Here is a 17,949-nt window from a genome sequence, read left to right as displayed (position 1 = left end):
AGGGCACGGTCACTGACCGGCGAACTTCTCGCTCACCGAGTCGAACACACCCTTGGCCTCGTCACCCAGCCGCGGACCCGCCAGCCAACCGGCCGTCACCGGGCCGATGGAGGTGTTGGAGACCAGCGCCGGCTTGCCGTCGGCACCCTCCGCGACCCAGCCACCGCCCGAGGAACCACCCGTCATCGTGCAGCCGATGCGGTACATCGTCGGGTCGGCCTCGGCGATCGACAGCCGGCCCGGCTGGTCCTCGCACTGGTACATGGCCTGGCCGTCGAACGGCGGCGCCGCCGGGTAGCCCGTCGCCGTGATGCTGTCCACGTCCGGCACCGCCGGGGCGTTGAAGTTCACCGGCAGCGCCGAACCCACCGTCTCCTCCAGCGACTTGCCCGAACCGCCCTCCTCCGGCGTCACATGGATCACCGCGAAGTCGTACGAGGCACCGTCACCGCCGGTCGGACCACCCTGCTCGATCCACTGGTCCGACGTCTGCACCCAGTCCGCCCACCAGACGCCGTACGGCGCGACCTGGTCCTCGGTCGCCGACTCCAACTCCGCGGCCGACAGCGCCGAGTCGTTGTACGACGGCACAAACGCGATGTTCCGGTACCAGCCGCCGCTCTTGCCGGCGTGCACACAGTGACCCGCCGTCCAGACCATGTTGGACTTGCCGGGGTTGGCCGGGTCCGCGACGACCGTCGCCGAGCAGACCATCGTGCCCTCGGGGGAGTCGAAGAGCAGCTTGCCCGCCACCGGAACGTTGTCGTGGTACTTCGCCGGCACGGGCGCGGCCTCCACCGGCTCCGGCGTCGGGTCCGTCACACCCTGGTCGCCCGAGATGTCGTTCTCGTCGACCGCCTGGTCCGGCTCCTCGGCGTCCCGCATCCGGTCCGGGTCCCAGAGGTCCTCGATGATCGGGTTGATGAACTCGTCGGCCTCGCGCAGCCAGTCGTCCTTGTTCCAGTTCTTCCAGGCCCCGTCGCGCCAGGTGTCGAGGTCGATCCCGTAGTCCTTCAGCCGGTCCTTGATGTCGTCCGGGATCTGGATCTTGTCGTCGCCGGCGACCGACGAGGCAGACGCCTCGGCCTCCGCCGAGGGCTCGCCCGAATCACACGCCGTGGCGGTGAGCGCGAGAGCCGACACAAGGGCGGCCGCGGCCAGCGTCGATCTGCGGCGCGCGCTCCTCCCACGACGAGCGGTGAACGACGGCCGAATGGATCGCATGGACTTACTCCCCCTGATGTGAACGGACTCGGCTCTACGTCGGTGACCTCGGCGGAGCTCGCACGGAGCCCCGAGTACGCCGACCGCGCGGCCTTCGGGAACGGTGCCCCACACTATGCGGTCGCTGTGGGCGACTTCCCACGGAACGGCAACGGTTCGGCCACAGGCGGTCTGACCTGGAACGCAGGTGGCGTGGGGGCGGAGGGGGAGCGGACAGGGCGGGGACGGGGAGGGGAGCGGGGAGGCGGGCGGGCCGAGTGGGGCGTGCCGAGGGGGCGGGCAGTGCGGGGCGGGCCGAGCGGGGCGGCGACACGTGGTCGGGCTCCGGGACGACGGATCTCGCCGCCACCCGTAACCCCGTGAGCGGTGGGGGGTTGGTAGCGATGGGCGGGGGCTTCTTGCGCGGACCTGCGGTCGGCCGGGAGTGGGGCCCGGCGGTGGGGCCCGGCGGTGGGGCCCGGCGGTGGAAGCCGGGTCGCACGGTGCGCGCGGTGGCCATCGGTGTGCGGGCGGCGAGCGGCATGCACGGCCACCGGTGTGACCAGCCCGTCGTAGGCGGGGAGATGGGGAGCGCGAGGGGCCGACTCGCCTCCGTACAGCGGGAGGACGAGGAGAGCGTGGGCATGACCGAGGGGACTCTGCACTGGCAGCCGGCGCGTGAAGGGGCCGCGCGCACCTACGCACGGGCGCTGCCCATCGTGCCGGTCAGGGCGCGGGGACTGACCATCGAGGGCGCCGACGGCCGCCGCTACCTGGACTGCCTCTCCGGCGCCGGAGCCCTGGCCCTCGGCCACAACCACCCCGTTGTCCTCGAAGCCATCCGCAAAGTCCTGGACTCCGGTGCACCCCTGCACACCGCCGACCTCACCACCCCGGTCGAGGACGCCTTCGTCACCGAACTCATCAGGACCGTCCCTCACCGCCTCGCCGACCAGGCCCGCGTGCGGCTCTCCGGACCAACAGCCCGGATCGCCGTGTACACCGCCGTCCAACTGGCCCGAGCGGCCACCGGACGCACCGAGATCCTCGACTTCACCGGCACCACGACCGACACCGGCTTCTACGGCGTCACGGTGTCGGGCGCGGGCGCGGGGACGGGCATGGGTGCGGGTGCGGGTGCGGGTGCGGGCAGTGGCACCGGCTCCGGTATCGGTGTTGGCACCGGCGCTCGTGCCCGCCCGGCGTCGGGGTGGGCGCAGCCCGGCGGTGTCTTCCTCAGTCCCGTCCACGGCGACGGCGAGGTGGGCCCCGCCCCGGACGCCTGGCTCCGGCACATCCGGCAGCTCAGCACGGCCCGGTCCATCCCGCTGATCGTCGACGAGAGCGAGACCGGCGTCGGCAGGACCGGTACCTTCTGGGGCGTCGAGCACAGCGGTGTGACACCCGACGTGATGGTGCTGTCGAGGGCCATCGGCGGCAGCCTGCCCCTGGCCGTTGTGGTCCACCGCGACGATCTCCCGTCCGAGGGCCCCGGCATTCCGTCCGACACCTTCCGCGGCAACCAGCTGGCCATGGCCGCGGGCACAGCCACACTCGCCCACGCCCGCGAAAACCGCCTCGCCGACCGCGCGGCCACCCTGGGCGACCGAATCCTCCGCCAACTCCGGGAACTCGCCAAGGGGTTCACCTGGATCGAGAACGCCCGCGGGCGGGGACTCCTGGCCGGCTTCGACTGCGTACGCCGTTCGCAGCCGGAGAGCCCGAAGCAGAACCCGATCCCGCACCCAGCTCCGCAACGCGACACCGAGTGCGCCGACCCGGTCGGCGACATCTCGCACGCGGCGCCGGATCTCGCCGCCGCCGTACAACGCGAGTGCCTTCGACGAGGCCTGATCGTCGGTGTCGGCGGCCGCCAACTCAACGTCGTGCGCCTGCTGCCCCCGCTGACCATCAGCGACGAACAGACCGCCGCCGTACTCGACCGACTCTCCGACGCGATCGCCGCCATCGACCGCGGCCCCGCAGCCCATGGATGACCCACGTCCCCTCAACTCCGTCTCCAACCCCAACTCACCTCCCTCGCACGACCGCACCACCCGGCTCACCCCCGCAGGAGCCGGATCCCTCACCAAGGAACGCCTTGAACAGCACGCCACCCCGACCCGACAAACACCCACACCCCGACAAGCCACCCCCCTCACCCGAGGCCCCCTCACGCGAGACCCCCTCTCCTTCCGTCTCCGTCCCCCGTCAGCAACGCGGCGCTCCCCGCACCGAACAACTGCGAGGCGTCACCACCGACCTCCTCGAACACCCCGACCCCCACACCGCGGCCCAGGCCGCCGCCATCGAGAACCTCCTCCGCTGCTGGGTACGAGAGACCAACCTCCCCGCCCCTGACGACGCCACCCTCCGCATCCCCCTCCCGGCCACCGGCACCACACTGCTGGCACCGGTCCTCTACTGGTCCGCCATGGGCTGGCACCGCTTCGGCCTGCCCCACCTGGCCGCCGCCCGTCCCACGACCGATACCGCAGACGCCGCGCCCCCCGCCGTCACGCCACCGGTCGATGCCGTCACCCTCGCTGCCCTCCTCGGCCGCGAGAAGCACGGAACCGCGCCTGCACCCTCACCCTCCGCCGGCACCACCGCCTCGCTCGGCCCCGGCGACCTGGTCGCCCACGTCGCCGACTCCGTGCGCCGCACCAGCGCCTTCATCGCCGAACGCCGCCGCACACCCGCCGACAGCCCCGACCTCTTCCTCTCCGCGGAGCAGGCACTTCTCCTCGGCCACCCCCTCCACCCGACCCCAAAGACCCGCGAGGGCCTCACCGATTCCGAAGCCCGCCTCTACTCACCCGAGTTGCGAGGCGCCTTCCGCCTGCACTGGCTGGCCGTCGCTCCCTCCGTCCTCGCCACCGACTCGTCCTGGACCGAGCGAGGCCGCCGAGTCCTCGCCGCCGCCCTCACGGCACGACTGGCGGGACCTGACCTGCACCTGCCGCACGGCCACGCCGCCCTGCCCCTGCACCCCTGGCAACTCCGCGATGTACTGCACCGCCCGGACATCGCCGCCCTCCGAGACGCCGGCCTCCTGAGAGACCTCGGCGTACACGGACCCGCCTGGTGTCCCACCTCCTCGGTGCGCACGGTCTACCGCTCCGACGCCCCCGCCATGCTCAAGCTGTCGCTCGGCCTGCGCATCACCAACTCCCGTCGTGAGAACCTCCGCAAAGAACTCCACCGTGGTGTCGAAGTGCACCGCCTGCTGCGCACCGGCCTCGCCCGGCAGTGGCAGGCGACCCACCCGACCTTCGACGTCGTCCGCGACCCCGCCTGGCTCGCGGTGGACACGCCGGACGGCCGACCCGTACGCGGACTCGACGTGCTCCTCCGCCACAACCCGTTCCGCCCCTCGGACGACGTCACGTGCGTGGCGGGCCTGGTGGCACCCCGACCGGTTCCGACGCACACCACCCGACCGTCGGCACCGGCCACCGTCCACGGGCACCACCACACCGAACCGACCGCGGACCCCGAGCCGGGTCCAATGACTTCCCACCCCAACCGATCACGCCTCTCCGAGATCGTCACGCGCCTCGCCGGTCGCACCGGGCGGCCCCGCGGTGCCGTGGCCACCGAGTGGTTCCTGCGCTACCTGGAGCACGTCGTCCGCCCCGTCCTCTGGCTCGACGGCGAGGCCGGAATCGCGCTGGAAGCCCACCAGCAGAACACCCTGCTCCTGCTGGACCCGGACGGCTGGCCCGCCGGCGGCCGCTACCGCGACAACCAGGGCTACTACTTCCGCGAGTCGCGACGCGCGGAACTCGACACCCGGCTCCCCGGCATCGGCGAGCACAGCGACACCTTCGTGGCCGACGAGGTGGCCGACGAGCGTTTTGCCTACTACCTCGCGATCAACAACGTGCTGGGACTCATCGGCGCCCTCGGATCCCAGCGGCTCGCCGACGAACAGCTCCTGCTCGCGGCCTTCCGCCGGTTCCTGGAGGACGTCTCCTCCGGCCCCGCCGGGCTCCGCAGCACGCTGCCTGCTCGACTGCTCGACGCTCCCGTCCTGCGCTGCAAGGCCAACCTGCTGACCCGGCTGCACGGCCTGGACGAACTCGTCGGCCCCGTGGACACCCAGTCCGTCTACGTCACCATCGCCAACCCCCTGCGCTCCTGATCAGCGCGTACCGCATACCGACCACCGCCAACTCCCTTCATTCCTGAGGAACATGCCCGACCCCGCCACCTGAGAGGAGCGTCGCCGTGCGACCCACCGACACGAGCACCGGCACTGGCACCGACGCCGACAGCGGCACCACCCCTGCCACGGACTTCGCCGACCCCGACACCGACCTCACACCCTCCGCCCCGGACCCCACCGCAGGTGCCTCGGACCCGGATGCCGAGGACACCCTGGACCTCGAACTCCCGGAGGAACTGCTCGCGCTCTGCGCCGAGACGAGGACGGCGACGGAGGCGAAGCCGGGGGCGGGGGTGGATGAGGAGGTGAGGACATGGACGGCGACAGAGACGGAGGTGGAGGTGGCGGCATGGACGGAGACGGAGACCCAGGAGGGAATTGCCGCCACCGCCAGTGAAGCCAACGCCGAGACGAACCTGGCTGCGCGCGAGGCCGGGCCGACGGAAGCGGAAGGCCGAGCTCAACGCTGGGAGAAGGCCGAGGAACCGGCAGCCGACGAAGCCGCACCGACCGCACAGACCGCCGACGTGCCGACGATCCACGAGCACCCCGAGCACCCCAAGCACGCCGAGCACCCGGACTTCCTGGGCGCCCCCGACCTCCTCGACCACCTCGCCGACTGGGGCCCCAAGGAGACACCGGCCGGCACCTTCCAGCTGATCCCCGTCCGGATCGCCCGCGACCTCCCTCTCATCAGCCGTTGGATGAACGACCCGGCCGTGGCCGCGTTCTGGGACCTGGGCGGTTCCGAGAGCGTGGCCGAGGAACATCTGCGCCGGCAGCTGGCCGGTGACGGACGCAGTGTTCCCTGTCTGGGCGTCCTGGAGGGTAAGCCGATGAGCTATTGGGAGATCTATCGGGCCGACCTGGATCTGCTGGCCCGCCACTACCCCGCCCGACCGCACGACACCGGGCTCCACCTTCTTGTGGGAGGTGTCGCCGACCGTGCCCAGGGACTGGGCGGCTCCCTGCTCAGAGCCGTGTCCGATCTGGTTCTCGACCATCGACCGACCTGCGCACGCGTCGTAGCCGAACCCGACATTCGCAACACCCCCTCCGTCGCCGCTTTCCTCAACGCCGGTTTCCGGTTCGCCGCCGAGGTGGACCTGCCCGCCAAGCGGGCCGCCCTGATGATCCGCGACCGGTCCCTGCGTGACCTGCTGTAGCGGTGCGCCACAGTCTCATCACTCTTGGTACACCGCCCGGGTCCATCCGGTTCCCACTTGATCGACGCCAATCCGATTGCCGGCCCCGAGACCCCGAGGCGGCGAGCGCCGGCGAACCGACCGCGCTCCTTCCCACCCCACCGCCAGCCCCTCCCACCCCCACCGCCAGCCCCTTCCACTCCCCTCCCGCTTCTTCCCACCCCCTCCTCAACCCCCGTGCCCACACCGTGATCGCCCGATTGTCAGTGCCGAGCCGTAGGGTGGTCGCGCTATGACAAAGCCCTCACTCCCTGAACTCCTGCATGCTGCCGTCACTGCCGTCGGCGGTACGGAGCGCCCTGGCCAGGTGACCATGGCCGAAGCCGTCGCGGAGGTCATCGACGACAGCTCCCACCTGCTGGTCCAGGCCGGCACCGGCACCGGAAAATCGCTCGGGTATCTGGTGCCCGCGCTCGCGCACGGGGAGAGAGTCGTCATCGCGACCGCCACCCTGGCCCTCCAGCGCCAGCTGGTCGAGCGCGACCTGCCGCGGACGGTGGACGCCTTGCATCCCCTGCTCCGGCGCCGCCCGGAGTTCGCGATGCTCAAGGGCAGGTCGAACTACGTCTGTCTGCACCGCCTCAACGAAGGTGTGCCGCAGGACGAGGAGGAGGGACTCTTCGACCAGTTCGAGGCGGCGGCCCCCACCAGCAAGCTCGGCCAGGACCTGCTGCGGCTGCGAGACTGGGCGTCCGAGACGGAGAACGGCGACAGGGACGACCTGACCCCGGGTGTCTCCGACCGCGCGTGGTCCCAGGTGTCGGTGTCGTCGCGCGAATGCCTGGGCGCGACCAAGTGCGCGTATGGCGCCGAGTGTTTCGCCGAGATGGCCCGCGAGCGCGCGAAGCTCGCCGAGGTCGTCGTCACCAACCACGCCCTGCTGGCGATCGACGCGATCGAGGGCGCCCCGGTCCTGCCGCCGCACGAGGTGCTGATCGTGGACGAGGCGCACGAACTGGTCTCGCGGGTCACCGGTGTCGCCACGGGCGAGCTGAGCCCCGGACAGGTCAACCGCGCGGTGCGCCGCGCCGCGAAGCTCGTCAACGAGAAGGCCGCCGACCAGCTCCAGACCGCCGCGGAGGGCTTCGAGCGGATCATGGAGCTGGCCCTGCCGGGCCGCCTGGAGGAGATTCCGGAAGACCTCGGCTACGCGCTGATGGCACTTCGGGACGCCTGCCGCACGGTGATCTCCGGGATCGGCGCGACCCGCGACAAGTCCGTCCAGGACGAGGACGCGGTCCGCAAACAGGCGCTGGCCTCCGTGGAGAGCGTGCACGACGTGGCCGAGCGGGTCACCAACGGTTCGGAGTGGGACGTCGTCTGGTACGAGCGTCACGACCGCTTCGGCGCCTCCCTGCGCGTCGCGCCGATGTCAGTGTCGGGTCTCCTGCGGGAGAAGCTCTTCACAGACCGCTCGGTGGTCCTGACCTCCGCGACGCTGAAGCTGGGCGGCGACTTCAACGGTGTGGGCGCCTCGCTGGGCCTGGCTCCCGAGGGCACACAGGGCGACGAACTCCCGCAGTGGAAGGGCGTCGACGTCGGCTCGCCGTTCGACTACCGCAGGCAGGGCATCCTCTATGTCGCCAAGCATCTTTCGCGCCCCGCGCGGGACGGCGACCGTGCCGACATGCTGGACGAGCTGACGGAGCTGATCCAGGCCGCAGGCGGCCGCACGCTCGGTCTGTTCTCGTCGATGCGCGGCGCCCAGCTGGCCGCGGAGGAACTGCGGTCGCGCATCCCGGAGTTCCCGATCCTGCTCCAGGGCGAGGAGACCCTGGGCGAGCTGATCAAGAACTTCTCGGCCGATCCGCAGACATGTCTGTTCGGCACGCTGTCCCTGTGGCAGGGCGTCGATGTGCCGGGTCCCAGCTGCCAGCTGGTCGTGATGGACAAGATTCCGTTCCCGCGTCCCGACGACCCGCTGATGAGCGCCCGCCAGAAGGCCGTGGAGGACAACGGGGGCAACGGCTTCATGGCGGTCGCCGCCACCCACGCCGCGCTCCTCATGGCCCAGGGCGCGGGTCGCCTCGTACGGGCGACGGGGGATCGCGGTGTGGTCGCGGTGCTCGACCAGCGCCTCGCGACAGCGCGCTATGGCAGCTATCTGAAGGCGTCCCTGCCCGACTTCTGGTACACGACGGACGGTAACCAGGTGCGGAAGTCACTGACCGTGATCGACGCTGCGGCCCGTGCGGCGGAGGAAGCGGAGGCAGCCGAGTAGGAGGACGCGGAGCCGCCCCTGTGTCGCGGCGCAGGGGTTCCGCCGTAGGACAACACAGGGCCCCGGAACCGGCGCAGAGGTCCCGGGGCCCGGTCAGGGGAGCGGGTCGCCATGCCCGCCCGCCGCCGCGCTCACACGCGGCGCAGTACGGCCACGACCTTGCCGAGGATGGTGGCGTCGTCGCCGGGAATCGGCTCGTACGCGGCGTTGTGCGGGAGCAGCCAGACGTGGCCGTCCTCGCGCTTGAAGCGCTTGACGGTCGCTTCGCCGTCGAGCATCGCGGCGACGATGTCACCGTTCTCGGCGACGGGCTGACGGCGGACCGTGACCCAGTCGCCGTCACAGATCGCGGCCTCGATCATGGAGTCGCCGACGACCTTCAGCACGAACAGCTCACCGTCGCCGACCAGCTGCCGCGGGAGGGGGAAGACGTCCTCGACCGACTCCTCGGCGAGGATGGGTCCACCGGCGGCGATCCGGCCGACGAGGGGCACGTACGACGCGGCGGGCTTGCCCGCGGTGTCCGTGGGCTGCACGGAGGATGCCTGGTCGGAGCCGCGTACCTCGTACGCGCGCGGGCGGTGCGGGTCGCGGCGCAGGAAGCCCTTGCGTTCGAGTGCCATCAGCTGGTGTGCGACCGAGGAGGTGCTGGACAGGCCGACCGCCTGGCCGATCTCCCGCATCGACGGCGGGTAGCCGCGCCGCTGCACCGAGTCCCGGATGACCTCGATGACCCGGCGCTGCCGGTCGGTCAGCCCCGAGCTGTCCGCCCGGATGCCTGGAGGTCGGCCCGGCAGGGAGCGCTTGTGCCCCTCGGGATTCGTGGCTTCGTTCATCGCATGCACCGGCTCCAGTCGGCCCTGGGAGCGGTCCTGGGCGGCAATGGCGGCACTGTCTGCGGTGGTGGTCACGTCGGCCCCTCTCGATGGTCTCCCTGCTGGACAACGGTAGTTGCTTTCGAAAGGTTGCGCCAAACACACGTTCGAGTGAAAAACTGTGAAGACCCTGACGCGATCATGTGTCTGGGTGTATGGCTAACGCGTTTTCCGCCGAACAAACGGGCGCCTTGTGTCACTTGGCTGCCGGGTCGCCGCCCTTGCGCGGGTCGTCCCAGTCTGCCATCCGGTGTCCTGTCAACAGGTCATGGGTCTCCACCTGCGCGAGAGTCCCACGCCACCTCCCTGTGGCGCCCACGGTATCTCCCCATCCGCCGCGGCGGTACGGCGCTGCACATCTGTGTCCGTGGTGTCGGAACGGGCACCCGGCACATGCCGCTCCGCGCGCGACACGCGGTACGGCGTGGATGTATCGCCAATCCCCACATGTAGTGGTTGGATTGCGGGAGCAGCCCAGAAGTTGTGGTCCCCCGGGTCTCCACGTCCTCGGCGATCGCCTATGCTTGGGCTTGCTTCGAGGGGCCCGAGTGGCCTCCTGAGGCCATTGAGTCTGCTGTGAGGAGGGTTGGGAGATCATGCACTGCCCCTTCTGCCGGCACCCCGACAGCCGCGTCGTCGACAGTCGTACGACCGACGACGGCACGTCGATCCGCCGACGCCGCCAGTGCCCTGACTGCTCCCGTCGTTTCACGACCGTGGAGACGTGCTCGCTGATGGTGGTCAAGCGGTCCGGAGTCACCGAGCCCTTCAGCCGTACCAAGGTCATCAACGGCGTGCGCAAGGCATGCCAGGGGCGGCCTGTCACCGAGGACGCACTCGCCCAGCTCGGCCAGCGGGTCGAGGAGGCGGTGCGGGCCACCGGGAGCGCCGAGCTGACCACCCACGACGTGGGTCTGGCCATACTCGGCCCCTTGCAGGAGCTGGATCTCGTCGCCTATCTGCGCTTCGCCTCCGTCTACCGGGCGTTCGACTCGCTCGAGGACTTCGAGGCGGCCATCGTGGAGCTCAGGCTGACGGGACGCCCCGCCGCGGACGAAGAGGCCCGCGAAGACGGAGAAGGCGCTGTCGCGGGGAGCCAGGAAGACGAACGCGGGCCCGGCGGAACCGGTCCGGTTCCCGAGCCCGCCCACGCCGCCGACTGACAGGCGGGCCGGCACCGGACCGCGGATACCGGGGCCGGCCGGAAGGCGGCGACCCAAGACCTGTTGCGGGCGACTCGTGAGGTGCCCGCAGCATCAGACAGAACATCGTGCCACGGGAACATCGGGGCACTTCAGGGCGTTTCAGCCCGTACAGGGAGGCGGCATGACAGAGACGGCGAGCGGTCCGGCACGAGGTACCCGCACAAAGGGTGCCAAGGTGGCCAAGGGCCTGCGTATCGAGCGCATTCACACCACCCCCGGCGTGCACCCCTACGAAGAGGTGACATGGGAGCGGCGTGACGTCGTCATGACCAACTGGCGCGACGGCTCGGTCAATTTCGAGCAGCGTGGCGTCGAGTTCCCCGCCGAATGGGCGGTGAACGCGGTCAACATCGTCACCAGTAAGTACTTCCGCGGTGCTGTGGGCACCCCGCAGCGCGAGACCAGCCTCAAGCAGCTGATCGACCGCATCGTGAAGACGTATCGGAAGGCCGGCGAGGACTACAAGTACTTCGCCTCGCCCGCCGACGCCGAGATCTTCGAGCACGAGCTGGCGTACGCCCTCCTGCACCAGATCTTCAGCTTCAACAGCCCCGTGTGGTTCAACGTGGGCACGCCCCAGCCGCAGCAGGTCTCCGCCTGCTTCATCCTGTCCGTCGACGACTCCATGGAGTCGATCCTCGACTGGTACAAGGAAGAGGGCATGATCTTCAAGGGCGGCTCCGGCGCCGGCCTGAACCTCTCCCGGATCCGCTCCTCCAAGGAGCTGCTCTCCTCCGGCGGCAACGCGTCGGGCCCGGTCTCCTTCATGCGCGGCGCCGACGCCTCCGCGGGGACGATCAAGTCGGGCGGCGCGACCCGTCGTGCCGCCAAAATGGTCATCCTCGACGTCGACCACCCCGACATCGAGGACTTCATCGAGACCAAGGTGAAGGAAGAGGAGAAGATCCGCGCCCTGCGCGACGCGGGCTTCGACATGGACCTGGGCGGCGACGACATCACGTCCGTCCAGTACCAGAACGCCAACAACTCGGTCCGGGTCAACGACGAGTTCATGAACGCCGTGGCGAACGGCGAGAAGTTCGGCCTGCGCGGCCGGATGACCGGTGAGGTCATCGAAGAGGTCGACGCGAAGGCCCTCTTCCGCAAGATGGCCGTGGCCGCCTGGGCCTGCGCCGACCCGGGCATCCAGTACGACGACACCATCAACCACTGGCACACGTGCCCGGAGTCCGGCCGTATCAACGGCTCGAACCCGTGCAGCGAGTACATGCACCTGGACAACACGTCCTGCAACCTCGCCTCCCTGAACCTGATGAAGTTCCTCAAGGACGACGGCAAGGGCAACCAGTCGTTCGAGGCGGAGCGTTTCGCCAAGGTCGTCGAGCTGGTCATCACCGCGATGGACATCTCCATCTGCTTCGCCGACTTCCCGACCCAGAAGATCGGTGAGAACACCCGCGCGTTCCGCCAGCTCGGCATCGGCTACGCCAACCTCGGCGCCCTGCTGATGGCGACCGGCCACGCCTACGACTCCGACGGCGGCCGCGCCCTCGCCGGTGCCGTCACCTCGCTGATGACGGGCACGGCCTACCGCCGCTCCGCCGAACTCGCCGCGGTGGTCGGCCCGTACGACGGCTACGCGCGCAACGCCAGCGCCCACAACCGCGTCATGAAGCAGCACGCCGACGCCAACGACAAGGCCGCCCGCACCGACGACCTCGACTCGCCGATCTGGGCCGCCGCCACGGAGGCCTGGCAGGACGTCCAGCGTCTCGGCGAGAAGAACGGTTTCCGTAACTCCCAGGCGTCGGTCATCGCCCCGACCGGCACCATCGGTCTCGCGATGTCCTGCGACACCACCGGTCTTGAGCCCGACCTCGCGCTGGTCAAGTTCAAGAAGCTGGTCGGCGGCGGCTCGATGCAGATCGTCAACGGCACGGTCCCGCAGGCCCTGCGCCGCCTGGGCTACCAGGAGGAGCAGATCGAGGCGATCGTCGCCCACATCGCCGACCACGGCAATGTCGTCGACGCCCCGAGCCTCAAGCACGAGCACTACGAGGTCTTCGACTGCGCCATGGGCGAGCGCTCCATCTCCGCGATGGGCCACGTCCGCATGATGGCCGCCATCCAGCCCTGGATCTCCGGCGCGCTGTCCAAGACGGTCAACCTGCCGGAGACGGCGACCGTCGAGGACGTCGAGGAGGTCTACTTCGAGGCCTGGAAGATGGGCGTCAAGGCGCTCGCGATCTACCGCGACAACTGCAAGGTCGGCCAGCCCCTCTCCGCGAAGACCAAGGAGAAGGAGAAGGCCGAGGTCACCGAGAAGGCCGAGGAGACGATCCGGGCCGCGGTCGAGAAGGTCGTCGAGTACCGCCCGGTCCGCAAGCGCCTTCCCAAGGGCCGTCCCGGCATCACCACGTCCTTCACGGTCGGTGGCGCCGAGGGCTACATGACCGCCAACTCCTACCCGGACGACGGTCTCGGCGAGGTCTTCCTGAAGATGTCCAAGCAGGGCTCGACCCTCGCGGGCATGATGGACGCCTTCTCCATCGCCGTCTCGGTGGGCCTGCAATACGGCGTGCCGCTGGAGACGTACGTCTCGAAGTTCACCAACATGCGCTTCGAGCCGGCCGGTATGACGGACGACCCCGATGTCCGCATGGCCCAGTCGATCGTCGACTACATCTTCCGCCGCCTGGCGCTCGACTTCCTGCCGTTCGAGACCCGTTCGGCACTCGGCATCCACTCCGCCGACGAGCGTCAGCGTCACCTGGAGACCGGTTCGTACGAGCCGCTGGAGGACGACGTCGACGTGGAGGGCCTCGCCCAGTCGGCGCCTCGCGCCCAGCAGATCCAGGCCGTTGCCACGCCGAAGGCCGGCATCGAGGCGGCCCAGCCCGCCCCGCAGGAGGCGCACACCAGCGCCGAACTGGTCGAAATGCAACTGGGCATCCAGGCGGACGCCCCGCTGTGCTTCTCCTGTGGCACGAAGATGCAGCGGGCCGGGTCCTGCTACATCTGCGAGGGCTGCGGGTCGACGAGCGGGTGCAGCTGACCTGTGGTTTCCCGAAGGGGACCGGCCGTTGGCCGGTCCCCTTCGGCGTGTCCTGAAAGGCGATGGAGGTCGATGGAGGTCGATGGAGGCGATAGAGGGCGTCGCCGGCGAGAAACGACATGACAGCCGACGCTGATACGGCCCACCATCGGGGCATGCCATCCCATCCGCATCACCTCACCCTTCGCGTCGTCGTCCCGGAGTCGGACGAACGTGGGGGCACGGTCGAGGTGCGACCGATCATCGACGGAATCGACGTCCTGGCCGACGCGTTCGACGAGGGCCCGGCGGAGGACCCTCAAAGCCTCCTCACACCCTCCAGCCCGCTCCTGCCGTCCCAGGACGCCAGAGAGGTGCGGCTCGCCGAGGCGGAGTGCACGGAGGGGTGCTGTGGCGCCGCCTACGTGACCATCACTCGCGTCGGAGACGCCGTCGTATGGAACAACTGGCGGAACCCGGACGGCGAGCTGGAGCTCCCTGAGTACCGGTTCGACATGCGGCAGTACGAGGCGGAGGTGCGGCGGGCGGTCGCCGACCGCGGTTGGGAATGGCCGGCCCGTACCGTCGCCAGGCTCCTGGAGGAGAATCTTCGCCGGCATCCGGAGTCGCTCGGTCGTTGGGAATGTGAGCTGGCCTGGGTCGCGGCTCCGCTCTGGGAACCCGCCCGGGTCAACGTCGCCCTGTTCCACCCCAGGCGGCCGAACGGTCAGGACGAGCGGCCCTGGCTCCAGTTCCGCCGGCGGCTGACCGTCTCCGGTGACGCTCCCGACGTACAGGTCCGCCGGCTACTGCGCGAACTCCTCGACGACGACCCCAAGGAGACCGGTGAGGTCTGCGGAGGCTCACGGGAGTTCGCGCGAGAGCTCGGCTATCCGTGGCTGACCGACCTCAGGTGACGGACAGAGCGGTGGAACGGGCCTCCGGCTCCAGCGGCTACCGGCTCCACCGCCTTCCGCGCGGAGTGGATTTCCGGTACTACGAACGTGCCGTCGCGCCCATCGTCCGCGTGAAGTTCACCGGGTCTTCCTCGAAGCCGTGCACGCCCGGGTAGAAGTCCCAGCTGCCCGCGTCGGTGCGGATGAACTCCCCGATCGTCGCCGCCGTGGCGGCGAGAACTCCGCCGAAGTCGTCGGTGGCCAGGTCGGTGTAGCCCTCACGGATCTGTAGCTTGGGGTTGACGACGCTGACGAAGGTCCGGCGGTCCGGGCGCTGCTGGATGACGACACCGATCACCACGCGCGCGTACCGGGCGTCCAGCCGCTCGAGCTCCACCGTCAGGACCTCGTCCCAGCCGAAGCCCTTGCCGTCCTTGCTGTCCCGGTTGAGGGTGATCGTGCCGTCGGGGGAGCGGCTGTCGAAGTGCACCACATAGGCGGGTTGGCTCTGCGGGTCGCTCGCGAGGTACGTCGCGGCCACTATGTCCAGATCGGTCGGCGGCTGTCCTGCCGGACTCGGATCCCACTTCAGCGAGATCTCGGCCTTGCGAATGCCCTTGCTGAGGTCGTTCACCGACTGTGCCCCTTCCCCGTACGACGTCACGCCGAACTGCCCCGTGGCCAGGGCCGGTTGTCCATCCTGCCACGCGAAGGCATCGGCACGCGCGCGTGCGCCCCCGGCGAGCGTGACCGGCGCCACGCTCCGGGCCGTACCATGGCGCGGTGCTGGTCAAGTGGATTCGCTGCACCGTGGTGGACCGCCGCGGCTTCGAGCGCGGGCAGCGAAAGTGGGCGGGGCTTCTGGGAGAGCCAGGATTCAGGGGACAGGGCGGAGGCTGGAGCCGGGGACGAACCGCGGTGGCGCACACCTTCGCCTTCTGGGAAAGCCGCGCCTTCTACGACTCCTTCATGGCCCGCTCCCACGACCGGCTCGCGTCGGCCCAGTCGGGCACGTTCAAGGACGCCCAGGTCAGGCTGTTCGACTACCGCTTCGACGTGAAGACCGGCTTCGAACCGCGGTTCACGGACGCCGACCTGATCCGCGTGGCCCTCTGCCGTGTGCACGCCGAGCGGGTCGAGAACTTCACGCTCATGCAGGAGAAGGTCTGGAATCCCGCGATGGCCGGCTCGCCCGGGATGATCCGCGGGCTGTTCGGCGAGGCGCCGGGCAACGAGTTCATGATCCTCTCCATGTGGCGCTCGGCCGCCGAGCACGGCAAGTACCGTACCGAGCGTGTGGAACGCCTCGCCCTGCGTGCCCAGACCGAGGCGGACGTGGCCGCCCTCACGGGTGACATCGTGGAACTGGAGCCGTCCTGGACGGTCTGACGGGCCTCCGCGCGGTGCGGTCCCACACGCGCGTGAGGCGTGCGCCGGGTGTGGCTCTTGGTGTCCTTGGTGCAGGAACTGTGTGACCTACGCCGTATGGAGCGCGTACGACTGCTCGCTGTGGCGTGATCCGATCTAGGGTTTTGGCATGGCACGACCACGGCGCATCGTCCTTGTCCGCCACGGGGAGTCAACGGGCAATGTTGATGACACCGTCTACGAGCGTGAGCCCGACCATGCCCTCGCCCTGACCGAGCGCGGCTGGCGGCAGGCCGAGGAGGCCGGAAAGCGGCTGCGCGAGCACTTCGGACGGGAGCGCGTCAGCGTGTACGTCTCCCCGTACCGCCGCACCCACGAGACCCTGCGCGCCTTCCACCTCGACCCCGAGCTGATACGCGTGCGGGAGGAGCCCCGGCTCCGTGAGCAGGACTGGGGCAACTGGCAGGACCGCGACGACGTACGCCTTCAGAAGGCCTACCGGGACGCCTACGGGCACTTTTTCTACCGCTTCGCCCAGGGCGAGAGCGGTGCCGACGTGTACGACAGGGTCGGCGGCTTCCTGGAGAGCCTCTACCGCAGCTTTGAGGCCCCCGACCATCCGCCGAACGTGCTACTTGTGACCCACGGCCTGGCGATGCGCCTGTTCTGCATGCGCTGGTTCCACTGGACGGTGGCCGAATTCGAGTCGCTGTCGAATCCGGGGAACGGCGAGGTCCGGATGCTCGTCCTCGGAGACGACGACAAGTACACGATGGACCGCCCTTTCGAACGCTGGCGAGATCCGGAGCCGTACGGGATCACCGGATAGAGTGGCAGAGCGATGACCGCTGACTCCTCCTCCGACGGACGCCTTGAGCGCGCCCTGGCCAGTCTGCGTGGACTGGCGGTGGGGGACGCGCTGGGCTCACAGTTCTTCGTCCCCGTGAACTACCCGCTGCTGAAGCGCCGCGAGCTGCCGTCCGCGCCCTGGCAGTGGACCGACGACACGGAGATGGCCTGTTCCGTCGTCGCCGTCCTCGCGGCCCACCGCCGTATCGACCAGGACGCGCTGGCGGCCTCCTTCGCCGAGCACCACGACTTCGACCGCGGATACGGCCCCGCCGTCAACCGGCTCCTGCGGCTGGTCAGGGAGGGCGGCGACTGGCGGGAGCTGTCGGCCGCGCTCTTCAACGGCCAGGGCTCCTGGGGCAACGGCGCGGCGATGCGCATCGCGCCCCTGGGCGCCTGGTACGCCGACGACCCCGAGCAGGCCACACACCAGGCGGAGATCTCGGCCTACCCGACCCACCAGCACCGCGAGGCCGTGGTCGGTGCCATGGCCGTCGCCGCGGCCGCCGCGCTGGCCGGTGCGCCCGGCGGTCCACCCACACCGGGGGCGCTCCTCGACGGCGTACTCACGCTGATCCCGAGGAGCGCGGTCGAGGCGGGGCTGCGGCGCGCCCGCGACATGCTCGACTACGGCGACGCCGCCACGGTCGCCGCGGTGCTCGGCTCCGGGAGGCGTACGACCGCCCACGACACCGTGCCCTTCGCCCTGTGGTCCGCCGCGCGTTCCCTCGGCGACTACGAGCAGGCGTTCTGGACGACCGCGCAGGTCGGCGGGGACGTGGACACCACCTGCGCCATCGTGGGCGGCATCCTCGCCGCCGGGAAGGCGGGTGCGCCGCCGTCCACGTGGAGTGAGCGGGTGGAGGCGTTGCCGGGGTGGGTGCCGGGGGATTAGGCCTCGCGGCGGGGGCTTGTCCGGGTCTCGGTGCCGCGGAGGCTTTGGCGGGGACCTGGCCGGGAC

General features: G+C 70.0%; 13 protein-coding genes. 10 read left to right on the top strand and 3 right to left on the bottom strand.

All coding sequences use genetic code 11. The annotated features are described in order from the left end of the window. Window positions 1–9: 9 nt before the first annotated feature. A complete protein-coding gene (locus ACIQAC_RS17165; protein ID WP_402191706.1) occupies window positions 10–1,224 on the bottom strand; it encodes a trypsin-like serine peptidase in 1,215 nt (404 codons plus the stop codon). A gap of 623 nt (window positions 1,225–1,847) precedes the next feature. Between ACIQAC_RS17165 and ACIQAC_RS17160 the strand changes: the two genes are divergently transcribed. The 4 genes from ACIQAC_RS17160 (at window position 1,848) to ACIQAC_RS17145 (ending at window position 8,800) form a co-directional block, all read left to right on the top strand. Next, a complete protein-coding gene (locus ACIQAC_RS17160; RefSeq protein WP_402191705.1) occupies window positions 1,848–3,200 on the top strand; it encodes an aminotransferase class III-fold pyridoxal phosphate-dependent enzyme in 1,353 nt (450 codons plus the stop codon). After that, window positions 3,197–5,350, top strand: coding sequence for an IucA/IucC family protein (locus ACIQAC_RS17155; protein WP_402191702.1), 2,154 nt, complete (start codon window positions 3,197–3,199; stop codon window positions 5,348–5,350). Before ACIQAC_RS17160 ends, ACIQAC_RS17155 begins: the two co-directional genes overlap by 4 nt. A gap of 401 nt (window positions 5,351–5,751) precedes the next feature. Continuing rightward, window positions 5,752–6,540, top strand: a complete 789-nt coding sequence (locus ACIQAC_RS17150; protein WP_402191776.1) for a GNAT family N-acetyltransferase — start codon at window positions 5,752–5,754, stop codon at window positions 6,538–6,540. A gap of 271 nt (window positions 6,541–6,811) precedes the next feature. Further along, a complete protein-coding gene (locus tag ACIQAC_RS17145; RefSeq protein WP_402191700.1) occupies window positions 6,812–8,800 on the top strand; it encodes an ATP-dependent DNA helicase in 1,989 nt (662 codons plus the stop codon). Between the two features lie 131 nt (window positions 8,801–8,931). Here the strand turns inward: ACIQAC_RS17145 and lexA are convergent, their stop codons facing one another. Continuing rightward, complete coding sequence (gene lexA / locus ACIQAC_RS17140; protein WP_402191697.1) at window positions 8,932–9,711, bottom strand: transcriptional repressor LexA; 780 nt, start codon at window positions 9,709–9,711, stop codon at window positions 8,932–8,934. 560 nt (window positions 9,712–10,271) lie between these two features. Between lexA and nrdR the strand changes: the two genes are divergently transcribed. The 3 genes from nrdR (at window position 10,272) to ACIQAC_RS17125 (ending at window position 14,792) form a co-directional block, all read left to right on the top strand. Further along, window positions 10,272–10,838, top strand: a complete 567-nt coding sequence (gene nrdR / locus ACIQAC_RS17135) for a transcriptional regulator NrdR (RefSeq protein ID WP_402191695.1) — start codon at window positions 10,272–10,274, stop codon at window positions 10,836–10,838. 163 nt (window positions 10,839–11,001) lie between these two features. Then, a complete protein-coding gene (locus ACIQAC_RS17130) occupies window positions 11,002–13,896 on the top strand; it encodes a vitamin B12-dependent ribonucleotide reductase (RefSeq protein ID WP_402191692.1) in 2,895 nt (964 codons plus the stop codon). Between the two features lie 155 nt (window positions 13,897–14,051). Beyond that, complete coding sequence (locus ACIQAC_RS17125) at window positions 14,052–14,792, top strand: hypothetical protein (protein WP_402191690.1); 741 nt, start codon at window positions 14,052–14,054, stop codon at window positions 14,790–14,792. Window positions 14,793–14,871: 79 nt separating this feature from the next. Here ACIQAC_RS17125 and ACIQAC_RS17120 read toward each other — a convergent pair whose 3' ends face one another. Further along, window positions 14,872–15,405 (bottom strand): TerD family protein, encoded by a 534-nt coding sequence (locus tag ACIQAC_RS17120; protein WP_402191688.1) that lies wholly within the window; start codon window positions 15,403–15,405, stop codon window positions 14,872–14,874. Window positions 15,406–15,554: 149 nt separating this feature from the next. Between ACIQAC_RS17120 and ACIQAC_RS17115 the strand changes: the two genes are divergently transcribed. From ACIQAC_RS17115 to ACIQAC_RS17105, 3 genes are all read left to right on the top strand, one after another. After that, the gene (locus ACIQAC_RS17115; protein WP_402191686.1) at window positions 15,555–16,160 is read left to right on the top strand and encodes a YdbC family protein; all 606 of its coding nucleotides are present in this window, start codon (window positions 15,555–15,557) and stop codon (window positions 16,158–16,160) included. A gap of 148 nt (window positions 16,161–16,308) precedes the next feature. Then, window positions 16,309–16,968 carry a histidine phosphatase family protein gene (locus ACIQAC_RS17110; RefSeq protein WP_402191683.1) on the top strand — a complete coding sequence of 220 codons (660 nt, stop codon included), beginning with the start codon at window positions 16,309–16,311 and terminating at the stop codon, window positions 16,966–16,968. 12 nt (window positions 16,969–16,980) lie between these two features. Next, the gene (locus ACIQAC_RS17105) at window positions 16,981–17,883 is read left to right on the top strand and encodes an ADP-ribosylglycohydrolase family protein (RefSeq protein ID WP_402191682.1); all 903 of its coding nucleotides are present in this window, start codon (window positions 16,981–16,983) and stop codon (window positions 17,881–17,883) included. Window positions 17,884–17,949: the final 66 nt, after the last annotated feature.

Source organism: Streptomyces sp. NPDC088387, from assembly GCF_044753385.1.
Taxonomy (GTDB): domain Bacteria; phylum Actinomycetota; class Actinomycetes; order Streptomycetales; family Streptomycetaceae; genus Streptomyces.
This window is presented reverse-complemented; position numbering and strand designations above follow the sequence as displayed.